Source organism: Burkholderia sp. LK4 (genome assembly GCF_001043615.1).
In the GTDB taxonomy this organism is placed as follows: domain Bacteria; phylum Pseudomonadota; class Gammaproteobacteria; order Burkholderiales; family Burkholderiaceae; genus Burkholderia; species Burkholderia cepacia.
This window is the reverse complement of sequence record NZ_LDUL01000085.1, coordinates 1-25,508: the sequence shown is the minus strand read 5'-3', so window position 1 is coordinate 25,508 and position 25,508 is coordinate 1. Positions and strand designations below refer to the sequence as shown.

Genomic DNA, 25,508 nt, shown 5'->3' with positions numbered 1-25,508 from the left:
CGATATGACCCAAGCCCAGACCGCCACCACCGTGCAACCCGACGCGATTCCCGTGGCCGCTCCGGCCTCGCAACGCTGGCGCGTCGCCGACGTCGTCGCGCTGTTCGAGCTGCCGTTCAACGACCTGATCTTCCGCGCGCAGCAGGTGCACCGCGAGCACTTCGACGCGAACGCGGTGCAGCTGTCGACGCTGCTGTCGATCAAGACGGGCGGCTGCGAGGAAGATTGCGGCTACTGCTCGCAGTCATCGCACCACGACACGGGCCTGAAGGCCGAGAAGCTGATGGACGTCGACGCGGTGCTGGATGCCGCACGCGCGGCGAAGGCGAACGGCGCGAGCCGCTTCTGCATGGGCGCCGCGTGGCGCAACCCGAAGGAGCGCCACATGCCGGCGCTGACCGAGATGGTGCGCGGCGTGAAGGAACTCGGCCTCGAGACCTGCATGACGCTCGGCATGCTGGAAGACGAGCAGGCGCAGGAACTCGCGAATGCGGGCCTCGACTACTACAACCACAACCTCGACACGTCGCCGGAGTTCTACGGCCAGGTGATCTCGACGCGTACCTACCAGGATCGCCTCGACACGCTCGACCGCGTGCGCGACGCCGGCATCAACGTGTGCTGCGGCGGCATCATCGGGATGGGCGAATCGCGCCGCGAACGCGCGGGCCTGATCTCGCAGCTCGCGAACCTGAACCCGTATCCGGATTCGGTGCCGATCAACAACCTCGTCGCGATCGAAGGCACGCCGCTCGAAGGCACCGCGCCGCTCGACCCGTTCGAATTCGTGCGCACGATCGCGGTCGCGCGGATCACGATGCCGAAGGCCGTCGTGCGCCTGTCGGCCGGCCGCGAACAGCTCGACGACGGGCTGCAGGCGATGTGCTTCCTCGCCGGCGCGAACTCGATGTTCTACGGCGACCAGCTGCTGACGACGAGCAACCCGCAGTCGCAGAAGGATCGCGCGCTGTTCGAGCGCCTCGGCATCCGCGCGAGCGACGCGGACGCGATGTCGGCGAACGCGTAAGCGGAGCGGCCGTCGGGCCGGATCTGCAAACGGAAAAGCCGGGGCATGCCCCGGCTTTTCTGTATCCGGCCCCGTCGTTCAGGCCGCGCCGCCGAGCGCGCGCGGCTCCATGAACGTGTGCCGGAAATAATCGCGCACCGCGTGCATCGCGGGGCTCAACTCGATGTCCTTGCGCCACGCAAGACCGACGCTCATCGGCGGCACCGCATCGCGCAGCACGATCGTCTCGATGCGCCGCCCTTCGAGCGACCACGGCCGATACACCATGTCGGACAGGATCGCGACGCCGCTGCCGTTCGCGACCATGCTGCGGACCGCCTCGACCGACGACGTGCGCAGGATCACGTTCGGCCGGTACGGCGTCTCGTTCCAGTAACGCAGCGCCGTCTGCCCCGCCTCGTCGACCGTCAGCATCACGAACGGCTCGCGCGCGACTTCCGCGAACGTGACGCTCTCGTGCCTGAGCAGCGGATGATGCGCGCCGACCCACAGCCGCCGCACCGAGTGAATCACCGGCTCCAGCACGAGCGCCGGATTCGACACGTTCGACGTGAGCAGCACGGCCATGTCGTAGCGGCCCGCGATCAGCCCTTCCTCGATCGACTCGCGGTTCAGCTCGTGCAGGTGGATCGTCAGCCGCGGATACAGCGTGTTCAGGCGCAGCACGTGGTGCGGCAGGAAATAGCCGAGCACCGTGTAGCTCGCGGCGATCGCGAGCGTGCCGGTCAGCGTGCTTTCGAGGTTCGGAATCCGCATCGCCTCGTCGACCGACGACAGGATCGTGTACGCGTGATTCAGGAAACGCCGCCCCGTGTCGGTGAGCGTCACACCCGACGGCGTGCGCAGGAACAGTTGCGTGCCGAGGCTGTCCTCCAGTTCCCTGATCGCGCTCGTCACGGCCGACTGCGAAATCGTGAGCTGGATCGCGGCCTGCGAGATCTGGCCGAGCTCGGCGGTCGCGACGAAATACTTGAGCTGTCTGAGAGTCAGGGCCATGGTCGATGAGAAAACAGATGGGCACGCGACAAACATCATAACAACCGTGCCGAGCCCATGAACCCGACCTCGTGGAAACCCTGCCGCCCCAGCTCCGACGGCACCTGGCAGCCGTTTTCCGCGGTATCGAAAAAATCGATACGGTCGCATATAAAAATAGAACTTTTTTGACGCACCCCACGCGGCTAACCTGCGTTCAACACGGTTTCGGCATGCGCCACGACGCACGCGAACCGGAGAACCTGGAGGAGCACATCGTATGAGGAAGCACAGCGTCGACCTGAACTCCGACATGGGAGAAGGCTTCGGCCCGTGGACGATCGGCGACGGCGTCGACGAGCAGATCATGCCGCTGATCAGCTCGGCAAACATCGCCACCGGTTTTCACGCCGGCGATCCGAACATCATGGCGCGCACGGTGCAGCTCGCGCGCGACGCCGGCGTCGGCATCGGCGCGCACCCGGGCTTTCGCGATCTCGTCGGCTTCGGCCGCCGCACGATCGCCGAAACGCCACAGGCGCTCGTCAACGACATCCTGTACCAGCTCGGCGCACTGCGCGAGTTCGCGCGCCTGAACGGCGTCAGCCTGCAGCACGTGAAGCCGCACGGCGCGCTCTACATGCATGCGGCAGGCAACGAAGCGTTCTCGCGGATGCTGGTCGAAACGCTGCAACGCGTCGATCCGGGCCTGTGGCTGTACTGCATGGAGGCGTCGGTCACATACCGCGTCGCCGTCGAGTACGGGCAGCCGGTCATTCGCGAGTTCTACGCGGACCGAGACTACGACCGCAGCGGCTCGATCGTGTTCACGCGCCGCGTCGGCCGCCTCGATCCGCGCCAGGTCGCCGACAAGGTGCTGCGCGCATGCATCGACGGCAAGGTGCGGACGATCGACGGCGACGACATCGACATCGATTTCGATTCGGTCTGCATCCACAGCGACACGCCGGGCGCGCTCGACCTCGTGCGCGAAACGCGCCACGCGCTGATCCGCGAAGGCATCCGGACCGCCGGGCCGCAACCGCTCGCCGCCCATCACTGATTCAAGGAGACACACGATGGCATTGCACGATATCGTCAGCCCGCTGCCGGGCACCTTCTACCGGCGTCCGTCGCCCGATGCGGACTATTACGTCGCGGTCGACGCGACGGTCGCCGCCGGCACGGTGGTCGGCCTCGTCGAGGTGATGAAGCAGTTCACCGAGATCGAAACCGATGCGGCAGGGCGCGTGGTCGAGTTGCTCGTCGAGGACGGCGAGCCGGTCGACGCGGGCCAGGTGCTGATGCGGATCGAGGAGTGATGCGATGAATCCGGCAACCTCCTCCAGCGCGTTCTACCGGCCGTCGCGCATCCGCACCGTGCTGGTCGCGAACCGCGGCGAGATCGCGGTGCGCGTGATCCGTGCCGCGCGCGAGCTCGGCATGCGCGCGGTCGCCGTGGTCAGCGACGCGGACCGCGACAGCCTCGCCGCGCGCATGGCCGACGAAGCCGTCCACATCGGCTCGTCGCACGCGGCGAAGAGTTACCTGAATCCCGCCGCGATCCTCGACGCCGCGCGGCAGTGCGGCGCGGACGCGATCCATCCCGGCTACGGCTTCCTGTCCGAAAATGCCGCCTTCGCCGCGCAGGTCGAGGCGGCCGGCCTGATCTTCGTCGGCCCGGACTCGCAGGTGATCGCCACGATGGGCGACAAGGCCCGCGCACGCGAAACCGCGCGGCGCGCCAACGTGCCGACCGTGCCCGGCAGCGACGGTGTCGTGCAGTCGCTCGACGAGGCGCGGGACGTCGCCGCGCGCATCGGCTATCCGATCATGATCAAGGCGGCCGCCGGCGGCGGCGGGCGCGGCATCCGCGTCGCGCATGACGCCGCGCAGCTCGACGCCGAGCTGCCGCTCGCGCAGCGCGAGGCGCAGGCGGCGTTCGGCGACGGCGGCGTGTACCTCGAACGCTTCATCGCCCGGGCGCGCCACATCGAGGTGCAGGTGCTCGGCGACGGCCGTCACGTCGTCCACCTGTTCGAGCGCGAATGCTCGCTGCAGCGGCGCCGCCAGAAAATCCTCGAGGAAGCGCCGTCGCCTTCGCTCACGCCCGCGCAGCGCGACGCGCTGTGCGCGTCGGCCACGCGGCTCGCGCAGGCGGTCGGCTATCGCAGCGCGGGCACGCTCGAATACCTGTTCGACGACGCGCGCGGCGAGTTCTACTTCATCGAGATGAACACACGCATCCAGGTCGAGCATCCGGTGACCGAGGCGATCACCGGCATCGATCTCGTGCGCGAGACGCTGCGCATCGCCGACGGCGAGCCGCTGCGCTTCGCGCAGCCGGACATCGCGATGCGCGGCGCGGCGCTCGAATGCCGGATCAACGCGGAAGATCCATTGCAGGACTTCCGCCCGAACCCCGGCCGGATCGACGCACTGGTGTGGCCGACCGGCCCCGGCGTGCGCGTCGATTCGCTGCTCTATCCGGGCTACGTCGTGCCGCCGTTCTACGATTCGCTGCTCGCGAAGCTGATCGTGCACGACGAAAGCCGCGCGGCCGCGCTGCAGCGCCTGGCCCGCGCGCTGGGCGAGCTGCACGTCGGCGGGCTGAAGACGACCGCGCCGCTGCACGTCGCGCTGCTCGCCGACGACGACGTGCGCGCCGGGCGCTATCACACGAATTTCCTCGAAGCGTGGGTGCCGCAATGGCGTGAGGCCGCAACAACCGCCACGCAGCAATATGCAGCCGAACATGCGGACGCCGCGCGCGTCGGGGAGGCGATGTGACGACCCGTTATACCTTCGGCGGCGACGAATTCGTGTTCGTCGAAATCAGCGAATCGATGTCGCTCGACGCATTCTTCAAGGGCACGGCGATCACGCGCGAACTGCAGCGCCGCGCGGTGCCGGGCATCACCGAGATCTGTCCGGCGAATGCGTCCTACCAGGTGCGCTACGACCCGGACGTGATCGAGCCCGATGCGCTCGTCGCGCTGTTGAAGACGATCGAGGCCGAAGTCGGCGACGCGCCACTCGAACTCGATACACGCATCGTCGAGGTGCCGGTGCTGTACAACGATCCATGGACGCACGAGACGCTGATGCGGTTTCGCGAACGCCACCAGGACCCGTCGTCGACCGATCTCGAATACGCGGCGCGCATCAACGGCAAGCGCGACGTCGATGCCTTCATCGCCGCGCACTCGGGGTCGCCGTGGTTCGTGTCGATGGTCGGCTTCGTCGCGGGCCTGCCGTTCATGTACCAGATGGTCGAGCGCGAACGCCAGCTCGAAGTGCCGAAATACCTGCGGCCGCGCACCGACACGCCGAAGCTCACCGTGGGCCACGGCGGCTGTTTCGGCTGCATCTACTCGGTGCGCGGCGCGGGGGGCTACCAGATGTTCGGCGTGACGCCGGCGCCGATCTTCGACCCCGCTCAGCGGCTCGACTACCTGCGCGAGTTCATGGTGTTCTTCCGGCCCGGCGACATCGTGAAATTCCAGCCGATCGATCGCGCGACCTACGACGCCGCGGTGGCCGACGTCGAGGCCGGCACCTTTTCCCTGCGCGTGCGCCCGGTGCAATTCTCGCTCGACGCATTCCTGCGCGATCCCGATGCGTACAACCGCTCTCTCGTCGAGGTGCTGCATGCAAGCTGACGCGCACAACCTGATCGAGGTCGTGAAACCCGGCCTCGCGACGTCGGTCCAGGACATGGGCCGGCAAGGCTACTACCACGTCGGCATCCCGCCGTCGGGCTCGCTCGACCAGTACGCATCGCGCGCGGCGAATCTGCTGGTCGGCAATCCCGAAGAAGCCGCCGTACTCGAATGCACGCTGCTCGGCCCCGAGCTGCTGTTCCATACGGATGCGCTGATCGCCGTCACCGGCGCCGAGATGACGCCGAAGATCGACGGCATCGGCCAGCGCTGCAACGTCGCGCTGCGGATCGGCGCAGGCAGCGTGCTGTCGTTCAATTACGTGAAGGCGGGCGCACGCGCGTATCTCGCCGTCGCGGGCGGCATCGACGTGCCGGTCGTGCTCGGCAGCCGCTCGACCTACGCGCTCGGCGCGATCGGAGGCCACGCGGGCCGGCGCCTGCAGAAAGGCGACCGGTTGCCGCTCGGCGCCCCCGTCGGCACACCCCGCGAAGGGCGCGAGCTGCCGGCGGCCGTGAGCCGGCCGCTCGACAACCAGGTCGAGCTGCGGGTCCTGACGGGCCTGTACCACTACCGGCTCACCGACGATTCGGCGCGCACCTTCTTCGACGACGAATGGACGGTCGCACCCGAAGCCGATCGCATCGGCTACCGCTACAAGAACGGCCGCGCGCTGCAGTTCCGGCCGCGCGAGCAGCCATTCGGCGCGGGCGCCGATCCGTCGAACATCGTCGACGCGTGCTACCCGATCGGCTCGATCCAGGTGCCGGCCGGGCTCGAGCCGATCATCCTGCACCGCGACGCGGTGTCGGGCGGCGGCTACGCGACGATCGGCACGGTCATCAGCGCCGACATGGACCTGATCGGCCAGATGCAGCCCAACCACCGCGCGCGCTTCGTGCGCGTGACGATGGCCGACGCGCTCGCCGCGCGCCGCGAGTACCAGCGGCGCCTCGCGCTGCTGCGCGCCGTGCTGCGGGACTGAGCACCGGGCGCCCGGTTCGCGTGCCGGGCGCCGCTCGCCGCCGCCCCCTTTTCGCTGTCCGTCTTCCGCCCGCCCGGCCGCGCGCCGCGCGGCGGGGACGCCTGCGCGCTGTTCCTGCCGAACCGGTTGCCCGCCCGACGTCGGGGCAACCCTGCGGATCGCCTGTGCCGCGGCCGAGACGTCGTTCGCAACTTCTGCGCATCAAGGAGCACGATCATGGCCAACCTGGCTCAGGCCCGTACCGACGAGGATCTCGACCTGTCGACGCTCGCCGTCCCCGACCACGCGCGCATGCCGCCCTTCTCGCTGACGATGGCGTGGTGGGCCGTGTGCAGCGCGGTGTTCTACATCGTCGTGGGCGCCACGCTCGCGCTCACCTACGGCGCGCGCAACGCGCTGATCGGGATGGCGCTGTCGGTCGTGTCGTACGGCCTCGTCAACACGATCATCAGCCGCTATGCGATCCGCACGGGACTCTCGGTCGCGCTGTTCTCGCGCGTGCTGTTCGGCAGCGCCGGCGCGGCGCTCGCGACACTGATCTTCTTCGCGACCGCGATCTACTACGCGGTGTTCGAGGGCTCGGTGATCGCGGTTGCCGCGCACCACCAGTTTCCGGCACTCGACTACAAATGGGCCGCGCTGCTCGTCGTCTGCTACAGCGTGCCGCTCGTGTTCGGCAGCGTGCAGCACTGGCTCGACAAGTTCAACGGCGTGCTGCTGCCGTTCTACCTGCTGGGGCTCCTCGCGGCAGTCGGGCTCGCGACGGCCGAATACGGCTACAACGCGGCGTGGCTCGATTTCGGGCCGGCCGGCAACGCGCCGGCCGGCGACTGGTGGCACTGCTTCGTCTACTACATGGGCGTGTGGGTGCTGATGATGTTCACGTTCGACTACGCGCGCTTCGGCCGCAAGGAAGACGCGGGTTATCACGGCCGCTTCAACTTCGGGATGCCGTTTTACCTCGTCACGTTTCTCGTCAACGGCGCGGCCGGCATCTATCTCGTCAGCACGATTCCGGGGCTCGGTACGCTCTCCGAAGTATCGGTCGTGCTCGCGCTGCTGAAGCTGATGGGGGTGTGGGGATTGCTGTTCGTGTGGGTCACGCAATCCCGCATCAATACCGCGAACTACTACCTCGCGACCGTCAACATGCAGGCGTTCTTCCTGAAGGTGGCCGGCGTGCGTGCGCCGAAGTTCGTGTGGGCACTCGTGGTCGGTGCGGTCGTCTATGCGCTGATGATGGCGGACATCTTCTCGCGAATCCTGCAGGCGCTCGCGTACCAGGGCATCTTCGTCGTCGCGTGGGTCGGCGTCGCGCTCGCGCACATCCTGTCCGGCCGGTACGGACAACTCGTCGGCGACGACGTCGAATGCCGCGACGCCCATGTGCCGACCTTCAATCCGGGCGGGCTGACCGCATGGTTCGCCGGCGCGTTCACGGGACTCGCGCTGAACCAGGCGACGGGGTTCGCCGCGTCGCTGTCGGCGCCCGCGACCTTCGTCGTGTCGTGGGTCGTCTATCGCGCGCTGCTGGGCACCGCGAAACGTACCTGGTTCGTGCGCAATACGTGACGGGGTACGCATGCCGCCGCGGGCCGCGCGACCGTCTGCCGCGCGCTGGCGTGATTCGTCGCGCCGTGGCCGCCGCGGGCCACCGCGCGCGTCACACGTGCGATGCGGCTCCGTCGATGGTCGCGCGCACCTTCGCGACGAGCAGTTCGTCGACCGGTGCCAGCACCTCGCCGCGCGGGCGCACACCCGAGCCGAAATGCACCGCGCGCACGCCGGTCGCGCGGACGAAATCGCCGACCGCATCGACCGTGAGCCCCGAGCCGGCCAGTACCGTGCAGGTCGAGCCTGCGGTCTGCCGCACCAGCCGCGTGATCGTCGCAACCGCGTCGAGCACCGACGGATGGCCGCCCGACGTCAGCACCGACGTGACGGCCGGCACGCGCAGCAGCGCGTCGAACGCGGCGTTGAGATCGCGCGACACGTCGAACGCGCGGTGGAACGTCAGCGCGCGGCCGTCCGCCGCGGCCGCGATGCGGGCCAGCGCGCCCAGATCGACGTCGCCGCGCGCGTCGAGCGCGCCGAACACGACGCCGTTCGCACCAGCCGCGACGGCCGCGCGCACGTCGCGCTCGATCACGCGCAGGTCGTCGGCGTCGTAGACGAACGACCGGCTGTGCGGCCGCACGATCACGTTGACGGGAATCGGCACGGCGGCCACGACGGCTTCGATCAGGCCGACGCTCGGCGTCAACCCGCCTTCGGTGATCGCGGTCACGAGCTCGAGGCGGTTGGCGCCCGCGCGGGCGGCGGCCTTCGCGTCGCCGACAGTCGTGGCGATCACTTCGAGGAGGATGGAAGAAGCGGCGTTTCGGCTCATGGGCGGCCCGCGAATCGTCAGGACAATTCGCGCATCCTAGCCGAGCCGCGCGACGGGCGCCAGCGTGACGGGCGCCCCGCCGTCAGCGGCGCCCGGTCAGTCCCGTCGTCAGTCCCGCCGTCAGCCGCGCCGCGCGAGCCACACGCCGACGAGCGCGGACAGGCCGGTCGCCACGGCGCCGGGCGCGAACCGGAACATCCGCGCGTTCACGTCGACGCCCTGCTGCTGCATCACGTCGACGATCCCCGGCGCCAGCAGGAGCGTCACCCAGCCGATCATCCCGAACGCGGTGGTCGCGGACGCGACGAGCAGTGCGATGCCCGCGCCACGCGCGCGCGGCCGGAACGCGCCGGCGAACGCGCCCACGGCGAGGAACACGGCCGACAGCACGAACAACACGGCGACGAACACGAGCATCGCCCGCGTATGGCCGAGCTTCATGAACGCCATCATCTGCGCGGTGATCACGCACATGCCCGCGATCGTGAACAGCACGATCGCGAGCGCATTGCGCACGACGCTCATGCGCTCGCCTGACGGAAATACGCGGTCGCGGGGCGCCGGAACAGCAGGTAGACGAACAGGGCGAACAGCAGGACGCCGGGGATCAGCACCGCGAACATCGACGCCGGCATGTTGACGAACGAGAACGCGAAACCGAACACGGCCGTCACGATGTAGGCCTTGCGCGACCATTCGCGGCCCTTGAGGATCGCGATGCCGATCACGACGTTCACGGCTTCGATGAGCACGCTGATGCCGAGCGTCGCCCAGACGGGCAGCAGGTAGTGCGACAGCAGCGCCTGGGTGGTCGGCATGCCGATCGTGAATGGCGTATAGATGCACGTGATCGCGTTGGTCACGATGATGATCCACGCGAGAATGGTCAGCGAAATCGGTCTTTTCATTGTGTTTTCCTTGTTATTCGCCGCCATGGTGGCCCCCGGGACGGCGCGCCCGCGGTCACGATGGCCGCGGTCGCGCCATTGTCGGGGAAGCGCGGGGCGAGCGCAACGGGCCGCCCGCACTGGCCCGGGTCACCCTGCGCGCCGCCTGCGATACGCGCGTCGCTAGCCGGCGTCCGCTTCGTCGTCGATCCAGTCGATATCGCCGCACAGCACGCGCTGCGTATCGCCGACGCGCACGGCCACCGACAGCGTCACGCACGGCTGCGCCTCGTTGATCGACAGGTACGGCCGCGTGACCTGCACCCGCCCCGGCTCGGCGATCGCCGAGCGGAAATACGGCCGGCGCAGCCAGTTCGCGCCCTGTGCGTCCGCCAGCGGCGAAAAGCGTGCCTCGGCGAGCGCGCGGTCGGCGCGCAGCACGACGTTGCGGCCCGACTGGCGGCCGTGCGCGTCGAGCAGGAAGCAGCGCGCGGCCGCGTCGAGCGCGAGGAAGTTCCAGCACACCTCGTCGAGCGGCTCGCCGGCCGCGAGGCGCTCGGCCGCGCGTTCGAACGCGCGCAGGTACGGCGCGAGCCGCTGCGCATCGCGCCGCTCGCGCGCCTCGGTCTGCTGGCGGAAACGCTCGGTCAGCTCGCCGATGCAGCCCGTCGCGGCCGCGCTGTCGGGCAGCCCCGGCGCCGGCCGGCCGAAGTAGTAGCCCTGCACGAAATCGGCCTCGCAAGACAGCGCGATCTGCGCCTCGTGCTCGGTCTCGATCCCCTCGACGAGCACCAGCTTGCCGGCCTCGTGCAGCAGCGTCACGAGGCCGTGCAGGATCGCGGTGAGCCCGGTGCGGTGCGCCGCGTGCGACAGCATGATCCGGTCGAGCTTCACGATGTCCGGGTTCAGTTGCCAGATCCGCTCGAGATTCGAGTGGCCCGCGCCGAAATCGTCGAGCGCGATCAGGAAACCGTGCGTGCGGAATTCGCGCACGGCCTCGGCCAGCCGCTCGACGTCCTCCGCGCGCTGTTCGAGCACTTCGAGCACGATGCGGCGCGGCGGCATGCCGAGCCGCTTCAGGTTCGCGAGCAGCGCGGCCGCCTGGAACGGGTCGGTGAGCACCCCGGGATGCACGTTGAGGAACAGCCACTCGCGCTCGGCGCCGAGCAGCGCGAAGTTCTCGAGATGCAGCGCCTGCGCGAGCCGGTCGAGCTGCAGCAGTTCGCCCTGGCGCGCGGCCTCGCCGAACACGTCGAGCGGCGACACCGCGCGGTCGAGCGCATCGTGCGCGCGCAGCAGCGCCTCGTAGCCCACCGCACGCTGGTGCGACAGGCTGAAAATCGGCTGGAACACGGTCGTGAGCGTCAGGTCGCGGTGCTGCGTCGCCAGACGTTCGAGGCCGGAACTCACCTCCCGCTCGAACCGGTACGGCGACGCAGCGGCCGGACGCTCCTGTTGCACGATCGTCATGCCTTCCTCCTGGTAATGCCTTCGAACGCGGCGCCCGGCAAGGCGAACGGCGCGTGCAATGTCATGGTTGGACCCTCGGTTGCCCGGTCGACGCCGGACGGTTGACCAGCATCAAGCAAGCTCCGTGCAAGGCGCGTAGAACCCATGTGCCGCGCGGGCTCACCGGGCCGCCGCACCACCGTGGCACACGCACGACGCACCAGTTTCGTGCGCACGCACCGGCCGCTCGAACGCACCCGTCACGCTGTCACGCTACACTCCGTACGATCGTTTCATTCCCCGTATTCGCCGTATCGATGGAAATCGTCTTCACCGTCCTGATCCTGCTGCTGACCGTCGCGCTGTCCGGCGCCGTCACGCGCATCCTGCCGTTCCAGCTGCCGTTGCCGCTGATGCAGATCGCCTTCGGCGCGATGCTCGCGTGGCCGAAGCTGAACCTGCACGTCACGTTCGATCCCGAAATCTTCATGCTGCTGTTCATTCCGCCGCTGCTGTTCGCGGACGGCTGGCGGATTCCGAAGCGCGAGCTGTACCTGCAGCGCCGCGCGATCCTGATGCTCGCATTCGGGCTCGTGTTCATGACGGTACTCGCAGTGGGCTATTTCGCGCACTGGCTGATACCCGAGTTGCCGCTGCCGATCGCGTTCGCACTCGCGGCCGTGCTGTCGCCCACCGACGCGGTCGCGCTGTCGGGCATCGCAGGAAAGGGCCGGATTCCGCCGCAGCTGATGCACATCCTCGAAGGCGAGGCGCTGATGAACGACGCGTCGGGCCTCGTCGCGCTGAAATTCGCGATCGCGGCCGCGCTGACGGGCATGTTCTCGCTGCGCGACGCGTCGGTCACGTTCGTGATCGTCGCGGCCGGCGGGCTCGCGACGGGCGCGATCGTGTCGTGGGTGTTCAGCGCGCTGTCGACGCGCTTCCTGAACGCCGAACAGGAAGGCGATCCGGCCCCCGGCATCGTGATGACGCTGCTCGTGCCGTTCGCGGCCTACCTGTTCGCCGAGCACCTCGAGCTGTCGGGCGTGCTGGCGGCCGTGTCGGCCGGGATGATGATGAATTACACGAGCTTCTCGCGCAAAAGCACCGTCGCTTCGCGCGTGCGCGCCGAAAGCACGTGGGCGATGATCGAATTCGTGTTCAACGGCATGGTGTTCATCATGCTCGGGCTGCAGCTGCCGCACATCATCGGCCGCACGCTCGTCGACGCGCACCACACGAGCGACGCGCTCGTCGGCCGGATGATCTTCAACGTCTGCGCGATGATGCTCGCGCTGTATGCGATCCGCTTCCTGTGGGTCTGGCTGCTGCGCTGGTTCGCGAGCCGTCGCGCCGCGCGCCAGGGCCTCGCCGGCACGATGGCCGGCATCCGCACGATCGCGGTGATGACGGTCGGCGGCGTGCGCGGCGCGGTCACGCTCGCCGGCGTGCTGTCGATTCCGGTCGCGCTGTCCGACGGCGTGCCGCTGCCGGGCCGCGACACCGCGATCTTCGTCGCGTCGGCGGTGATCCTCGGCTCGCTCGTCGTCGCGGTGATCGGCCTGCCGCTGCTGCTGCGCGGCGTGCGTTCGTCGCGCAGCCCGCTCGGCGACGAGGAACGCGCCGCGCGCGCGGCCGCCGCGCAGGCCGCGATCCGCGCGATCGACTCGTCGCACGACGCGATCTCGGCCGATCTCGACGAATCGGGTGCCGCGCGCTGCGCGGATATCTCCGCACGCGTGATGGACCAGTACCGCCGCCGCCTCGCGACGCTCGCCGAGGACGGCCCCACGCCGCGCGCCGAAGCGAAGCAGGCCGAAACGATGGAACTGCAGATGCGGATCGCGGCCGTGCGCGCGGAACGCACCGCGCTGTACCGGCTGCGCAGCGACAGCAAGATTTCCGACGAGACGCTGACGAAACTGCTGCGCGAGATCGACCTGTCGGAAACCGCGCTGTCGACGCGCAAGAAAGGCATTCTCTGACGGACGGCCGCCGCTGCCGGTGCGCAGCCGCCACTCATGAAAAAAACGGCGACGCACCCGCGTCGCCGTTTTCACATCCGCCCACCTCCGCCCGGGCGCGCGTTACTTCGCGACCACGACCGGAATCCCCTTAAGCATGCCCGCGCCCTTCATCTCGTCGAGCGCGTGCTGCACGGCCGCGCTCGTCGCCGCGTCGATGCCGAGCTGCAGCGCGAGCTCGCGCTCCGCGCGCTTCACGCCGGCCAGGTTGCGCACCTTCACGTGACCGAAGCCGCGCACGCGGGCATGCAGGTCGGCCAGTTGCGCGACCTGCGCCGCATTGCCGGCCGTCATCGCGGCGAGCGCCCGCGCGAGCGTCGTCTCGTAGTCGTCGGCAAGCGCGCGTTCCATCCTGCGCTCGACGGTGCGGCCGAACGGATCGAGCCACGTGCCGCGCAGGCTGCGCACGCGCGCCAGCACGCCGAACACCGGCCACATCCACTGGCCGAACACGCGCTTCTTCGGCACGCTGCCGTCGCTGCCGGCCTTCGCGACCGTCGGCGGCGCGAGGTTGAACTTCACGCGATAGGCCTGCCCCGGCACGCCTTCGAACTGCGCTTCGAGCGCCGTGCGGAACGCGTCGTCCGTGTACAGCCGCGCGACCTCGTATTCGTCCTTCACCGCGAGCAGCCGGTAGAACGTCGTCGCGACCGCGCGCGTGAGTGAATCGTCGCCCTTCGCACGCGCCGCGCTCACGAGCGCACGGTAGCGCTCGACATAACGGGCGCCGCCGTACGCATCGAGACGCGCTTCGCGATCGGCGATCAGCTCGGCGAGCGTTTCCGGCGCGGCATGCGCGGCCACCGTGTGGCGCGCGTTCCACAACGCATCGAGGCCCGCCGCGTCGCCGGCCGCCATCCGGCCGATCGAGAACGCAAGCTTGTTCATCGGGACCGCGACGTTGTTCAGCTCGATCGCGCGCATCATCGCCGCGAGCGACACCGGCACGAGGCCGAGCTGCCATGCATAACCGAGCATCAGGATGTTCGCGCCGATCGAGTCGCCGAGGAACTTCGCGGCGAGCGCCTGCGCGTCGCAGCTCGACAGGTAGCCGTCGCCGGCCGCGTGACGCATCTTCTCGAGCAGCGCGTCCGCATGCAGGTTCGCGTCGGGGTTCTGCACGAACGACGCATTCGGGATCCGGTGCGTGTTGACGACGATCCGCGAACGTTCGTGACGCACCGTCTGCAACGCCTCGGCGCTCGCGCCGACGACCATGTCGCACGCGAGCAGCACGTCGGCCTGCTGCGTGTCGATGCGCACCTGGTTCAGCCACCGGTCGTTCGACGCGATCCGCACGAACGACAGCACCGAGCCGCCCTTCTGCGCGAAGCCCATGAAGTCGAGCACCGACGCGCTCTTGCCCTCGAGGTGCGCGGCCATGCTGATCAGCGCGCCGACCGTCACGACGCCCGTGCCGCCCACGCCCGTCACGAGCATGTCGAACGGCGCCGCGTCGAGATGGGTCGCCGGCACCGGCAGCGCATCGACGCGCGCGGCGAGCGCGGCTTCGTCGAAGGCGGCACCGGCGGCCTTCTTCAGCGCCGCGCCTTCGACCGTCACGAAGCTCGGGCAGAAGCCGTTCACGCACGAATAGTCCTTGTTGCACGACGACTGGTCGATGCGGCGCTTGCGGCCGAGCGGCGTTTCGAGCGGCTCGACCGACAGGCAGTTCGACTGCACGCCGCAGTCGCCGCAGCCTTCGCACACCGCGTCGTTGATGAACAGGCGCTTGTCCGGGTCGGGGAATTCGCCCTTCTTGCGGCGGCGGCGCTTCTCGGCCGCGCAGGTCTGGTCGTAGATCAGCACGGTGACGCCCGGCGTCTCGCGCAGCTCGCGTTGCACCGTGTCGAGTTCGCTGCGGTGATGGAACGTCGTGCCTTTCGGGAACAGCCCGTGGTGACCGTCGTACTTCTCCGGTTCGTCGGACACGACGACGAAGCGCGACACGCCTTCCGCCTCGACCTGCCGCGCGATCTGCGGCACCGAGATGCTGCCGTCGACCGGCTGGCCGCCCGTCATCGCGACCGCGTCGTTGTAGAGGATCTTGTACGTGATGTTCGCCTTCGCGGCCACGGCCTGGCGGATCGCGAGGATGCCCGAATGGAAGTAGGTGCCGTCGCCGAGGTTCTGGAATACGTGCTTCGTGTTGGTGAACATCGCGTGCGCGGCCCAGTCGACGCCCTCGCCGCCCATCTGGATCAGCCCCGTCGTGTCGCGCTCCATCCACGACGCCATGAAGTGGCAGCCGATGCCGGCCTGCGCGATCGAGCCTTCCGGCACCTTCGTCGACGTGTTGTGCGGGCAGCCCGAGCAGAAGTACGGCGTGCGCTTCACGGCATCCGCCTCGTTCGACAGGATCTGCGGCGCGACGAGATCGACGACGCGCTCGCGCCGATCGAGCGCCGGCTTGTGGCGCGCGAGCCATTCGGCGAACACGGGCAGGATGCGCGACGGGCGCAGCTCGCCGAGCTCGGACAGCAGGCAGGCGCCTTCGGCATCGTGCTTGCCGAGCACGCGCGGGCGCGCGCCCTCGGTGCGGTTGTACAGATAGTCCTTGATCTGCTGCTCGATGACCGGGCCCTTCTCCTCGATCACTAGCACTTCGGCGAGCCCGTCGACGAAGGTCTCGATGCGTGTCATCTCGAGCGGATACGACAGGCCGACCTTGTAGATCCGCACGCCGGCCGCGTCGAGGTCGGCCACCGTCAGGTCGAGGCGGCGCAGTGCTTCCATCAGGTCGAGGTGCGCCTTGCCGCACGTGACGATGCCGACGTTCGCCTGCGCGCTCGGCGCGATCCACTTGTCGATGCTGTGGGTGCGCGCGAAATGGCGCACCGCGTCGAGCTTCGCGGCGAGGCGCGCTTCGATCGTCAGGCTCGGCAGGTCCGGCCAGCGGTTGTGCAGGCCGCCCGCCGGCGGCGTGAAGCCTTCGGGCGCCGGCCAGTGCGTCTGCAGCGCGTCGAGGTCGACGGTCGAGCCCGACTCGACCGTTTCGGAGATCGCCTTGAAACCGACCCACGCGCCCGAGTAGCGCGACAGCGCCCAGCCGTACAGGCCGAATTCGAGCATGTCGGCGATGTTCGCCGGGTTCACGACCGGCATGTGCCACGCGATCATCGCGAAGTCGCTCTGGTGCGGCATCGACGACGACACGCAGCCGTGGTCGTCGCCCGCGACGACCAGCACGCCGCCATGCGGCGACGAACCGTACGCGTTGCCGTGCTTCAGCGCGTCGCCCGCGCGATCGACGCCCGGGCCCTTGCCGTACCACATCGCATACACGCCCTCGACCGTGCGCTCGGGATCGGCCTCGACACGCTGCGTGCCGAGCACGGCCGTGCCGCCGAGTTCCTCGTTGATCGCGGGCAGGAAGCGCACGCCGCTCGCGTCGAGCAGTTTCTTCGCCTTCCACAGCTGCTGGTCGACCATGCCGAGCGGCGAACCGCGATAGCCGCTGACGAAGCCGGCCGTGTTGAGCCCCTGTTCGGCGTCGACGGTGCGCTGCATCAGCAGCAGGCGAACCAGCGCCTGCGTGCCGGTCAGGAAGATCCGACCGCGCGTCGCGGTCAGGTTGTCGGTCAGGCGGTAGTCGGACAGGGCGGGCGTGCCATCGACGGGCAAGCGGGCGGTCATGGGGGGAAGTCTCCTGATTGTGCTGTTCTGGGCTGCGCGGCAGGCGCCGGACGACGCGTGGGGGACGGCAGCGAATGGCTCTATTTTTTCGCGCGCAGCCGAGAATGTTTTTTCTCATCTTGCTCGGACGGGGCTGTAGCGAGAAAAACTGCGCAGGTTTTTGACCGAATTTGAGATAGTTCTCGCGCGCGGCGGCCGGGCGGGATGGGCGACGTGTCGGGGCAGACGGGCTGTTTGCCGGGAACGCCCGGGGTTGCCCGACGGCGGTTCAGGTATGCGGTGGCTGTCGCTCGCGCCCCGTGTGACAAGGGTTTCGGCGGGTGGAGGCGGTCACGCTCACCGTTGAAATGCACAGCGTTCCGATTGGGCGGCGGCGCGGGATGTCCACAATCCCGCTCTCGTGCTCACCATTCGATTGCACAGGGTTTCGAGTGGCGCAGGGGCCGGGATATCCACACCGTCATCGGCATGCGGCACGCTCGAGTGCCGGCGCTCACCGTTGAAATTCACAGCGCGGCGAGTGGGTTTCGGCGATGGATATCCACACTGGAAATGGCGCATGGCGTCGATCCGGCGTTCACCCTCACCGATCGAATACACAGGGGCGCGACTGGGTTTGTCGGCCGGTATCTCACTCGGACAGGCCGGCCGGAACCCGCATGCTGCACAATCGCGGGCTCGCGCTCACCGTTGCGATGCACAGGGCTTCGAGTGGCTGCCATTGCGGTTATCCACTTCAGATCCGGCAGAACCGCCCAGCCACGCGGGCACCCTCACCGTTGAAAACCACAGCGCTTCGAGTGATCCGGTGCGCGGGATATCCACATGGGCGAGAACCCGCCGAGCGACAGCGGATGCGCGCCCAGGAAGGCGCTGCGGGCCGGCATTCCATGCCGGAAGGGGCTCATGGGCCGGTCGAGCGCTGATGCTCACCGTCGCAGCACTTCGAGCGATCCGGGACGCAAGATATCCACGTGGGCGAGAATCCGCCGAGCAATGGCGGGGGCCCGGAAGCGCCACCGCGCCGGCATTCCGTGCCAGAAACGGCTCATCGGCCGGTCGAGCGCTGATACTCACCGTCGCGGCGCTTCGAGCGATCCGGGACGCAGGATATCCACATGGACGAGAATCTGCCGAGCAATGGTGGGGGCCCGGGAGCGCCACCGCGCCGGCATTCCGTGCCGGAAGGGGCTCATCGGCCGGTCGAGCGCTGATGCTCACCGTCGCAGCGCTTCGAGTGATCCGGAACGCAGGATATCCACATCGGCGAGAATCCGCCGAGCAATGACGGGGAGCCCGGAAGCGCCACCGCGCCGGCATTCCGTGCCGGAAGCGGCTCATCGGCCGGTCGAGCGCTGATGCTCACCGTGGAAATGCACAGTGCCGCGAGTCGTTTCGGCTGCCGGATATCCACACGGGAGCCCCAGTTGTCTTCACCCTCACGCTCGCGTGCGAACCGGACATGCACGACGCTTCAGGTGGTGTTGGCTTGGGCTTGGGCTTGGGCTTGGGCTTGGGCTTGGGCTTGGGCTTGGGCGGCCGAATGATCGCATTCTGGTGCTCTGACCGCCTATCGCGTGTTGATGCGCGCCTTTGCGGGCACGTCGAGTCGCTCGCGAACGCGGCGATGCGCGGCAAAATCGGCGCATTGCAGACCACTCCACCGCGCTCACCGTTAGAATGCACGGCCCTTCGGGTGGCTGCCGATAGCGGGATATCCACGTCGCGGCGCGTCCGCGGTTCGGCCACGATGCGCGCGTTCAGCTAGAATGCGCGGCGCGCCGAACCTCGACAAAAGTCAGGAAACCCCGCCGGGAAAGGCGCGCAGCGGGATCGCGCGTCGCCCCTCACCGTCGAATTCCACAGCATTTCGCGTCGTTCCGTGGGCGAGTTGTCCACAACCCGCTTCATGCCCTTCGCATCATCCGGTGCCCTCACCTGTGAAATGCACAGGGCGCCGAGTCGTTTCGGCGCAAGGATATCCACATCCGATCGCACTGCGCGACCTTCGTCGAAACATCGGCAAGCGCGGCCCGAGCCTCCACCGGCGACTATCGGGCAGACACCGGAAAGCCCCATCCGGGCGGCCTCGACGACACCCTCACCATTCAAATGCACAGCGTTTCGAGTCGCCCCGGGAGTTGGTTATCCACATCCGTTCCTGCCAGACTGCTTCGGACGGGCGCGCGCCCTCGTGCCGCGTCATTCGGCAATCGACCGGATGACCGCCGCCGGATTACCGCCAACCAGCACATTCGGCGCAACATCCCGCGTGACGACGGCCCCGGCCGCGACCACCGAGTTCTCGCCCACCGTCACACCGCCGACGATCGTCGCGCCGGCGCCGATCCATACGTTGCGTTCGATCACGATCGGCTTTGCGACGACGAAATCGCGCCGCCGCGAAGGTTCGACGGGATGGCCCGACGTGATGAGACCGACGTTCGGCCCGATCATCACGTCGTCGCCGATCGCGAGCCCGCCGAGATCGTAGAACGTGCAGTTCTGGTTGACGAACACGTTGCGACCGAGCTTCATGCCGGTGCCGCCCGTCGCATGGAACGGCGGGATCAGCACGAAGCCGTCATCCACCGGCGTGCCGATCAGTTCGCCGAACAATGCGCGAACCTCGCCTACATCGTCGAATGTCAGGCGGTTGATCCGCGCGGTGATCGCCATCGCGCGTTTGACCTCGGCCACCATGGCCGCCGATTCCGGTGTTCTGCGTGGAATGATCGTGGTGCGATCGTCGTTTGCCATGCGTGACTTGTCTCCCATGATTTCCCTGTTTCGTGTCGCATCGGCGAACGCGGCCGGATGCGAGTCTTGCCGTACGCGCGGCCACTGCGGGCCTCGCGATGCCGGGCAAGTAACGCGGGCTTGCGCCGGAGTTTTTCACCTTGTTCATAACTAGTATCAATATGACTAGTTATTTACGCACCTCCGTGTCACATCGGACTCTGCCCGGTTTTCCACTCGAAACGTCACGCGTCCGGCCATCACTTGCCGATAGGCGCTCCTAGCCGGGCGCCCCTAGCCGGGCGCCCCTGTCCGAACCTCTTGCGCTCGGGTACGCTTGAGCATCCACCGGACCGACAGCTGCACCCAATCACGGAGGCACGATGAAGCTCTACTACTGGCCGAAGACCCGGGCATTCCGGGCGTTGTGGATGCTCGAAGAACTCGGCGTGGTGTACGAACTCGTGCCGATCGACCTGCGCTCGCACGAACAGGGCAGCGACGCGTTCGTGCAGGTCAACCCGATGGCCAAGCTGCCCGCGCTCGACGACGGCAGCGTGCCGTTCGCCGAATCGGGCGCCGTGCTGCTCTATCTTGCCGACCGCTGCCCGGGTGCCGGGCTCGGCATCGCGCCCGACGATCCGCTGCGCGGCCGCTTTCTCCAATGGATGTTCTTCACGCCGACCTGCCTCGAACCGGCGATGGCCGAAAAATTCACCGGCGCGTCGGGCAATCCGGTCGCATTCGGCTGGGGCAACATCACGCGCGTGCAACGCGCACTCGCGCAAGCGCTCGCCCATCATCCATGGCTCGTCGGCGACCGCTTCACCGCGGCCGACCTGCTGCTCGCCAGCACGCTGAAGATCGCATTCGACGCGCATCTGCTGCCGCACGAAGGCGTGCTCGGCGACTACGTCGCGCGCGCCGAGGACCGCGACGCGTTCCGCCGCGCGGTCGCGATCGAACAGCGCGAAGCGGCGCGCCTGCTGCATGCGTGACGCGTAGCGCGCGGGCGGTGCCGCCAGCCGCCCGCGCGCGTACCTACGCGGCCGGGCCCGGCGCCGCTGTGTCGGCATCGACCACCGCGCCCGGCGAGCCGCGCTCGTCGGTATCGGTGTCGACCGGCACGACTTCATGAAAATGCGTGTAGTCGATGTGCGTGATGCCGTCTTCGTCGTGCATCAGGTCGACATAGCGGTGACGCCAGCGGATGTCGCCATGCACCCACGTGTGACGCGCCTGCATCACCTGCGCGGTCGTCTCGTCCGAGCCTTCGATCGTGATCAGCAACGACGCGTCGCGCGCGGCGAGCGATTCGGGCGTCTCGCCGAACAGCGCGCTCGATTCGTCGATCACGTGCATCAGGTTCCAGCCGAGCAGGAAAATCGGGTGCTCGCTGCGCACGAGCGGCAGGTCGTGGATCTTGCGCAGCATGTAGCCCTCGTGCGTACCCTCGATCCGCATCAGCCGCAATTTCGCCTGCGCCTCGGCAATCACGTTCTGGCGCGCGTTCGCGGCGCGCACCATCAGCGTCATCCTGCCGTTCAGCGGCCGGACGATCGCGTAGCGCGCGAACAGGATCTTCGCCTGCGGCCGCGAAAACCGCGCGAACACGAGCCCCGTGGCCAGCGCGATGCCCGACATCCCGATGAAGATCTCGAACGTCGCGACCAGGTGCGCATAGACGGTCTGCGGATGCATGTCGCCGTAGCCGACGGTCGCGAGCGTCTCGACGCTGAAGAAGAATGCGCCGCCGAACCCGGGCGGCGACTGGTTCGCGATCGACGCGTGGCCGAGCAGGTAGAGCGTTGCAAAGCCGCCGTTGAGCAGCAGGAACAGCACGGCGAGCGACAGGAAGAAAACGGGCCAGCTCACCGTCAGCGCGCGGTGATAGAGGTCGCGCCAGCCGAGCGGCGGCATCCCGTACGCGATGACCGGGCGTGTGCCCGACCAGATCTTGCGGCCACGGCCGCGGGAGGCTGGGGAGGACGAATCGACATTCATCGCGCGGGGCCGGAAGCAGGAAGGCGATGAGCGTAGCACGCGCGGCCGCGGCCGGGTATGCGTGCCGGTTCGGAATGGACGTCCGCCGCGCCGCCGGCCGCCAGGCACAAAAAAGCCGGCCGCGGAAGCGGCCGGCTGCGTCGTCAGCGTGCGGACAGGCGCGCGGTGTGCGCGGCGCTCACTTCCGGTCGACGATCACCTGGTCGAACGTGCCGCCGTCCGCGAAATGCGTCTTCTGCGCGTTCGCCCAGCTGCCGAAGACCTGCTCGACGCTGAACGTCTTCAGCGGCTTGAACTCGGCAGCATGCTTCTTCAGCACGTTCGCGTCGCGCGGGCGCAGATGGTGCTGCGCGATGATCTCCTGCGCTTCCGGCGTGTACAGGTAGTCGAGATACGCCTGCGCGACCTTGCGCGTGCCCTTCTTGTCGACGACCTTGTCGACGACGGCGACGGGCGGCTCCGCGAGGATGCTCGCCGACGGATACACGGCGTCGAACTGCGCGCCCGACGCACCGGTGTCCATCAGCGCGACTTCGTTCTCGAACGTGACCAGCACGTCGCCGATGCCGCGCTGCGTGAACGTCGTCGTCGCGCCCCGGCCGCCGGAGTCGAGCACCGGCACGTTGCGGAAGATCGCCTTCTCGAAGTCGATCGCCTGCTGGTCGGTCGCGCCCTTCTGCTTCTGGAAGCCCCATGCGGCGAGATACGCATATCGACCGTTGCCCGACGTCTTCGGGTTCGCGATGATCACCTGGACACCCGGCTTCGCGAGATCGCTCCAGTCCTTGATCGCCTTCGGGTTGCCCTTGCGCACCAGGAACACCATCGTGGTCGAGTACGGCGAGCTGTTGTCCGGGAAACGCGCACGCCAGTCCTTCGGCAGCAACTGGCCGCGCTCGGCGAGCAGGTCGATGTCGTTCGGCTGGTTCATCGTCACGACGTCGGCCTGCAGCCCCTGCAGCACCGACAGCGCCTGCGCGCTCGACGCGCCGTGCGACTGCTTGATCGCGACCGTCTCGCCGGTCTTCTGCTTGTACGCGGCGGCAAAGCCCGTGTTGATGTCCTTGTACAGTTCGCGCGTCACGTCGTACGACACGTTCAGGATCGACGTGTCCGCGTGCGCGGCCGACGCCGCCACGACCAGCGCCGCCGCCGCGCCCGTGTGCAGCCAGCGGCCGATCCCCTTCATGCTTGCCATCGTGATATGCCCCGTTTCCAGTGGTGGTGAATGTGCGTGACGGCACGCGTACGCGCTGTCATCGAAACGTAAGCGGGCATTCTAGCGGCCGGGCGCGGCGCGCTTTCCAATCAGTCGTGGAAAGCAAATCTCGATTCCTGCTAAACGGCGCGGACACTCGCGTGCGCATCGATTCAGGTGTTAAGATCGCCGCTCAGCCCATTCACGGTTCCTCCATGTCCGCTTCCCTGCGCTCGCTTCCGATCCTCGCCGCCGTCGCGGCAGGTGCGCGCGCGGCCGGGCTGAAACTGAAAAAACGACTCCTCGACTGACGGGGACGTCGCGTCCCGTCAGGCGAATGCCGGACGGGATGCCCGCAGGTCGTTTCATTCTCCTTGCACGCATGCCTCGCTCCGGCCCTCCGCCGGCGGAACGGTTCCTTCCCACTCCGTTTCCACCATGAGGCTTTGCATGAACACACGTTTCGAAGGTATCTGGCTGCCGATCATCACGCCGTTCCACCACGGCGAAGTCGACCATGCCGCGCTCGCGCGACTCGCGCGCCACTATGCGGGCGCGGGCATCGCGGGCTTCGTCGCGGGCGCGACGACGGGTGAAGGCGTGCTGCTCGACGCACGCGAACAGGACGCCGTGTTCGCGACGCTGCGCGACGCGGCGCCCGGACTGCCGATCGTCGTCGGGCTGACCGCGAGCGCAACGCATTTCGCGGCCGCGCGTGCGCGCGAACTCGCGACATTGCGACCCGACGGGCTGCTCGTCACGCCGCCCGTGTACGTGCGGCCGACGCAGGACGGCATCCGCCGCCACGTCGAGGCGATCGTCGACGCGGCCGACCTGCCGGTGCTCGTCTACAACATCCCGTACCGCACCGGCGTGAACGTCGAACTGGACACGCTGCAGGCGCTTGCGCGCGACCCGCGCGTCGCGGGCATCAAGGAATGCGGCGGCACGCTCGACCGAATGAACCGGCTCGTGCACGACACGCCGCTCGCGATCCTGTCCGGCGACGACAACCAGAACTTCGCGGCGATGTGCGCCGGTGCGCACGGCGCGATCGCGAGCAGCGCGCACGTGCTGCCCGAATGGCATGTGCGCATCCATGCGCTGCTGCGCGACGGCCGGCTCGCCGATGCGCGGCGCCTGTCGGTCGCGTTGCAGCCGCTCGTCGCGGCGCTGTTCGCGGAGCCGAATCCGGCACCGGTGAAGGCCGTGCTGGCCGCGCAAGGGTGGTGCGAGGACGGGTTGCGGCTGCCGTTCGTGCCGGCGAGCGAAGGGTTGCGGGAGCGGCTGGCCGCGCTCTGCGCGGAACTGGACGAAACCGCACCGGACGCCGCAGCGGCATGACCCGCGACGCCTCGTGAGGCGCCGGCGACCGACGGCTTTCGCGCCGACAAATTGCTTCAAACTGTCAGAACGAGAGACAGGCCGTACCGTGCAAGATGGGTATCGGCCGTCACGAGCTGAAGCGGCTCGAGCCGTGCCTGCGCGACCAGCAAGCGATCGAACGGATCGCGATGGTGGTGCGGCAAATCACGCACTGCCGCACCATGCACGGCACGAACCGGTAGCTCGCGAATCCCGCTCGAGCCGATTGCGCGGATCAGCTTGCCGACGTCGATATCGAGCTTCCCCAAGCCGGCCTTGATGGCGGCCTCCCAGATACTCGCGCTGCTGACGAAACGCTCGTCGGCGGCCGAAATCAGTCGGCGCGCCCGTGCGCTGAGCTTGGGGTCATCGGTCACGATCCACAAAAAGACGTGCGTATCGAGCAACAGCCGCATCAGCACCCTTCGAACGCATCCAGCAGGTAATCGGGCAGCGGCGCATCGAAATCGTCCGCGATCCGGGCCTGCCCTTGCAGGACACCGAACCGAACGGGCGGATTGGCAGACGCGGGGCGATCGGCTGACGCCCCGTCATCGAGGATCGTGGTATCTGCCCGTTGGGCCGGATCGACCGCACCAGCGCCGGGCGTATTCGCGTTTTGCATGATGACCTCCGTTTCAAGTGATCATCACTGTAGTCAGGTTCACCCGATCGATCCATTCGGCCAATCGGCAGAGGGACGGCCGAACCGCAACCCGCGGCGGCAATCGAACGTTTCGTCACGCCGCCAGCGCCGCCACCGCCCCCTCCGTCGCATCCCGCACCGCCTGCGTCACGATCCAAGCGAGCCGGTCGACGGTCGGCGTCGCCGACGACGTGCGCCGCAGCAGGATCAACGGCAGGCTCGGCAACGCCGGCAATCCGAGCGAAGCCGCATCGAGCACGCGCACCGACGCGGGCAGTCCGTAATGCGAACGCACCGTCAGCCCGAGGCCGGCCGCCGCCGCGGCCCATAACCCGGCGAGACTCGGCGTCGTGAATGCAACGCGCCACGGCACGCCCGCGCGGTCGAGCGCATCGGTCGCGGCGCCGAAGAACCGGCACGGCCGGTCGAACACGACGAGCGGCAGCGCCTCGCCCGCGGCACGGCCGCCCGCCGAGGCGTGCACGGCAGCCGCCCCGACTTGCGCCTCTTCATCGGCCCCAC

General features: G+C 68.3%; 23 protein-coding genes. 11 read left to right on the top strand and 12 right to left on the bottom strand.

Annotation, left to right across the window (positions count from 1 at the left end; translation table 11 throughout):
- Positions 1-4 precede the first annotated feature (4 nt).
- Positions 5-1,027, top strand: a complete 1,023-nt coding sequence (gene bioB, locus VK92_RS34050) for a biotin synthase BioB (RefSeq protein ID WP_048026262.1) — start codon at positions 5-7, stop codon at positions 1,025-1,027.
- A gap of 78 nt (positions 1,028-1,105) precedes the next feature.
- Here bioB and VK92_RS34045 read toward each other — a convergent pair whose 3' ends face one another.
- Positions 1,106-2,023: a LysR family transcriptional regulator gene (locus VK92_RS34045; protein WP_048026260.1), complete on the bottom strand. Its 918-nt coding sequence runs from the start codon at positions 2,021-2,023 to the stop codon at positions 1,106-1,108.
- Positions 2,024-2,282: 259 nt separating this feature from the next.
- Here VK92_RS34045 and VK92_RS34040 point away from each other — a divergent pair, with 259 nt between their 5' ends.
- From VK92_RS34040 to VK92_RS34015, 6 genes are all read left to right on the top strand, one after another.
- Positions 2,283-3,065, top strand: coding sequence for a 5-oxoprolinase subunit PxpA (locus VK92_RS34040; RefSeq protein ID WP_021157409.1), 783 nt, complete (start codon positions 2,283-2,285; stop codon positions 3,063-3,065).
- 16 nt (positions 3,066-3,081) lie between these two features.
- Complete coding sequence (locus tag VK92_RS34035; protein ID WP_048026258.1) at positions 3,082-3,324, top strand: acetyl-CoA carboxylase; 243 nt, start codon at positions 3,082-3,084, stop codon at positions 3,322-3,324.
- A gap of 4 nt (positions 3,325-3,328) precedes the next feature.
- The gene (locus tag VK92_RS34030) at positions 3,329-4,792 is read left to right on the top strand and encodes an acetyl-CoA carboxylase biotin carboxylase subunit (protein WP_048026256.1); all 1,464 of its coding nucleotides are present in this window, start codon (positions 3,329-3,331) and stop codon (positions 4,790-4,792) included.
- On the top strand, positions 4,789-5,664 hold the full coding sequence (locus VK92_RS34025) for a 5-oxoprolinase subunit B family protein (RefSeq protein WP_048026254.1): 876 nt from the start codon (positions 4,789-4,791) through the stop codon (positions 5,662-5,664). The genes VK92_RS34030 and VK92_RS34025 overlap by 4 nt, the downstream gene beginning before the upstream one ends.
- Positions 5,654-6,649, top strand: a complete 996-nt coding sequence (locus VK92_RS34020) for a biotin-dependent carboxyltransferase family protein (protein WP_021157413.1) — start codon at positions 5,654-5,656, stop codon at positions 6,647-6,649. The genes VK92_RS34025 and VK92_RS34020 overlap by 11 nt, the downstream gene beginning before the upstream one ends.
- A 216-nt stretch (positions 6,650-6,865) precedes the next feature.
- The gene (locus VK92_RS34015) at positions 6,866-8,221 is read left to right on the top strand and encodes a purine-cytosine permease family protein (RefSeq protein ID WP_048026253.1); all 1,356 of its coding nucleotides are present in this window, start codon (positions 6,866-6,868) and stop codon (positions 8,219-8,221) included.
- A gap of 91 nt (positions 8,222-8,312) precedes the next feature.
- On the opposite strand, the gene VK92_RS34010 is transcribed toward VK92_RS34015, so the two are convergent.
- The 4 genes from VK92_RS34010 to VK92_RS33995 all read right to left on the bottom strand — a co-directional run bounded on the left by VK92_RS34010 (position 8,313) and on the right by VK92_RS33995 (position 11,395).
- Positions 8,313-9,038, bottom strand: coding sequence for a copper homeostasis protein CutC (locus VK92_RS34010; protein ID WP_048026251.1), 726 nt, complete (start codon positions 9,036-9,038; stop codon positions 8,313-8,315).
- A 120-nt stretch (positions 9,039-9,158) separates the two neighbouring features.
- Positions 9,159-9,563, bottom strand: coding sequence for a hypothetical protein (locus VK92_RS34005; protein ID WP_048026250.1), 405 nt, complete (start codon positions 9,561-9,563; stop codon positions 9,159-9,161).
- On the bottom strand, positions 9,560-9,946 hold the full coding sequence (locus VK92_RS34000; RefSeq protein WP_042973415.1) for a hypothetical protein: 387 nt from the start codon (positions 9,944-9,946) through the stop codon (positions 9,560-9,562). Before VK92_RS34000 ends, VK92_RS34005 begins: the two co-directional genes overlap by 4 nt.
- A 162-nt stretch (positions 9,947-10,108) precedes the next feature.
- Entirely contained in the window at positions 10,109-11,395 is a 1,287-nt protein-coding gene (locus VK92_RS33995; RefSeq protein WP_042973380.1) for a sensor domain-containing phosphodiesterase, read from the bottom strand.
- A 296-nt stretch (positions 11,396-11,691) separates the two neighbouring features.
- Here VK92_RS33995 and VK92_RS33990 point away from each other — a divergent pair, with 296 nt between their 5' ends.
- Positions 11,692-13,359, top strand: a complete 1,668-nt coding sequence (locus VK92_RS33990) for a Na+/H+ antiporter (protein ID WP_021157418.1) — start codon at positions 11,692-11,694, stop codon at positions 13,357-13,359.
- 102 nt (positions 13,360-13,461) lie between these two features.
- Here the strand turns inward: VK92_RS33990 and VK92_RS33985 are convergent, their stop codons facing one another.
- Complete coding sequence (locus VK92_RS33985) at positions 13,462-17,034, bottom strand: indolepyruvate ferredoxin oxidoreductase family protein (RefSeq protein WP_048026249.1); 3,573 nt, start codon at positions 17,032-17,034, stop codon at positions 13,462-13,464.
- A 2,202-nt stretch (positions 17,035-19,236) separates the two neighbouring features.
- Complete coding sequence (locus VK92_RS33980; protein WP_048026805.1) at positions 19,237-19,794, bottom strand: sugar O-acetyltransferase; 558 nt, start codon at positions 19,792-19,794, stop codon at positions 19,237-19,239.
- A 362-nt stretch (positions 19,795-20,156) separates the two neighbouring features.
- Here VK92_RS33980 and VK92_RS33975 point away from each other — a divergent pair, with 362 nt between their 5' ends.
- Positions 20,157-20,771 carry a glutathione S-transferase family protein gene (locus VK92_RS33975; RefSeq protein WP_027788983.1) on the top strand — a complete coding sequence of 205 codons (615 nt, stop codon included), beginning with the start codon at positions 20,157-20,159 and terminating at the stop codon, positions 20,769-20,771.
- A gap of 43 nt (positions 20,772-20,814) precedes the next feature.
- Here the strand turns inward: VK92_RS33975 and VK92_RS33970 are convergent, their stop codons facing one another.
- Together VK92_RS33970 and VK92_RS33965 are read right to left on the bottom strand one after the other, a co-directional pair.
- The gene (locus VK92_RS33970) at positions 20,815-21,777 is read right to left on the bottom strand and encodes an ion channel (protein ID WP_048026804.1); all 963 of its coding nucleotides are present in this window, start codon (positions 21,775-21,777) and stop codon (positions 20,815-20,817) included.
- Between the two features lie 178 nt (positions 21,778-21,955).
- Complete coding sequence (locus VK92_RS33965; protein ID WP_048026803.1) at positions 21,956-22,975, bottom strand: sulfate ABC transporter substrate-binding protein; 1,020 nt, start codon at positions 22,973-22,975, stop codon at positions 21,956-21,958.
- A gap of 161 nt (positions 22,976-23,136) precedes the next feature.
- Here VK92_RS33965 and VK92_RS42670 point away from each other — a divergent pair, with 161 nt between their 5' ends.
- The gene (locus VK92_RS42670; RefSeq protein ID WP_196486191.1) at positions 23,137-23,286 is read left to right on the top strand and encodes a hypothetical protein; all 150 of its coding nucleotides are present in this window, start codon (positions 23,137-23,139) and stop codon (positions 23,284-23,286) included.
- Between the two features lie 139 nt (positions 23,287-23,425).
- The gene (gene dapA, locus VK92_RS33955; RefSeq protein ID WP_021157427.1) at positions 23,426-24,319 is read left to right on the top strand and encodes a 4-hydroxy-tetrahydrodipicolinate synthase; all 894 of its coding nucleotides are present in this window, start codon (positions 23,426-23,428) and stop codon (positions 24,317-24,319) included.
- A 56-nt stretch (positions 24,320-24,375) separates the two neighbouring features.
- Here dapA and VK92_RS33950 read toward each other — a convergent pair whose 3' ends face one another.
- From VK92_RS33950 to VK92_RS33940, 3 genes are all read right to left on the bottom strand, one after another.
- Positions 24,376-24,756 carry a type II toxin-antitoxin system VapC family toxin gene (locus VK92_RS33950; protein ID WP_042973416.1) on the bottom strand — a complete coding sequence of 127 codons (381 nt, stop codon included), beginning with the start codon at positions 24,754-24,756 and terminating at the stop codon, positions 24,376-24,378.
- Complete coding sequence (locus VK92_RS33945) at positions 24,756-24,965, bottom strand: hypothetical protein (RefSeq protein WP_021157429.1); 210 nt, start codon at positions 24,963-24,965, stop codon at positions 24,756-24,758. Before VK92_RS33945 ends, VK92_RS33950 begins: the two co-directional genes overlap by 1 nt.
- 115 nt (positions 24,966-25,080) lie before the next feature.
- A partial coding sequence (locus VK92_RS33940; RefSeq protein ID WP_048468223.1) for a LysR substrate-binding domain-containing protein occupies positions 25,081-25,508 on the bottom strand: 428 nt, incomplete at its 5' end.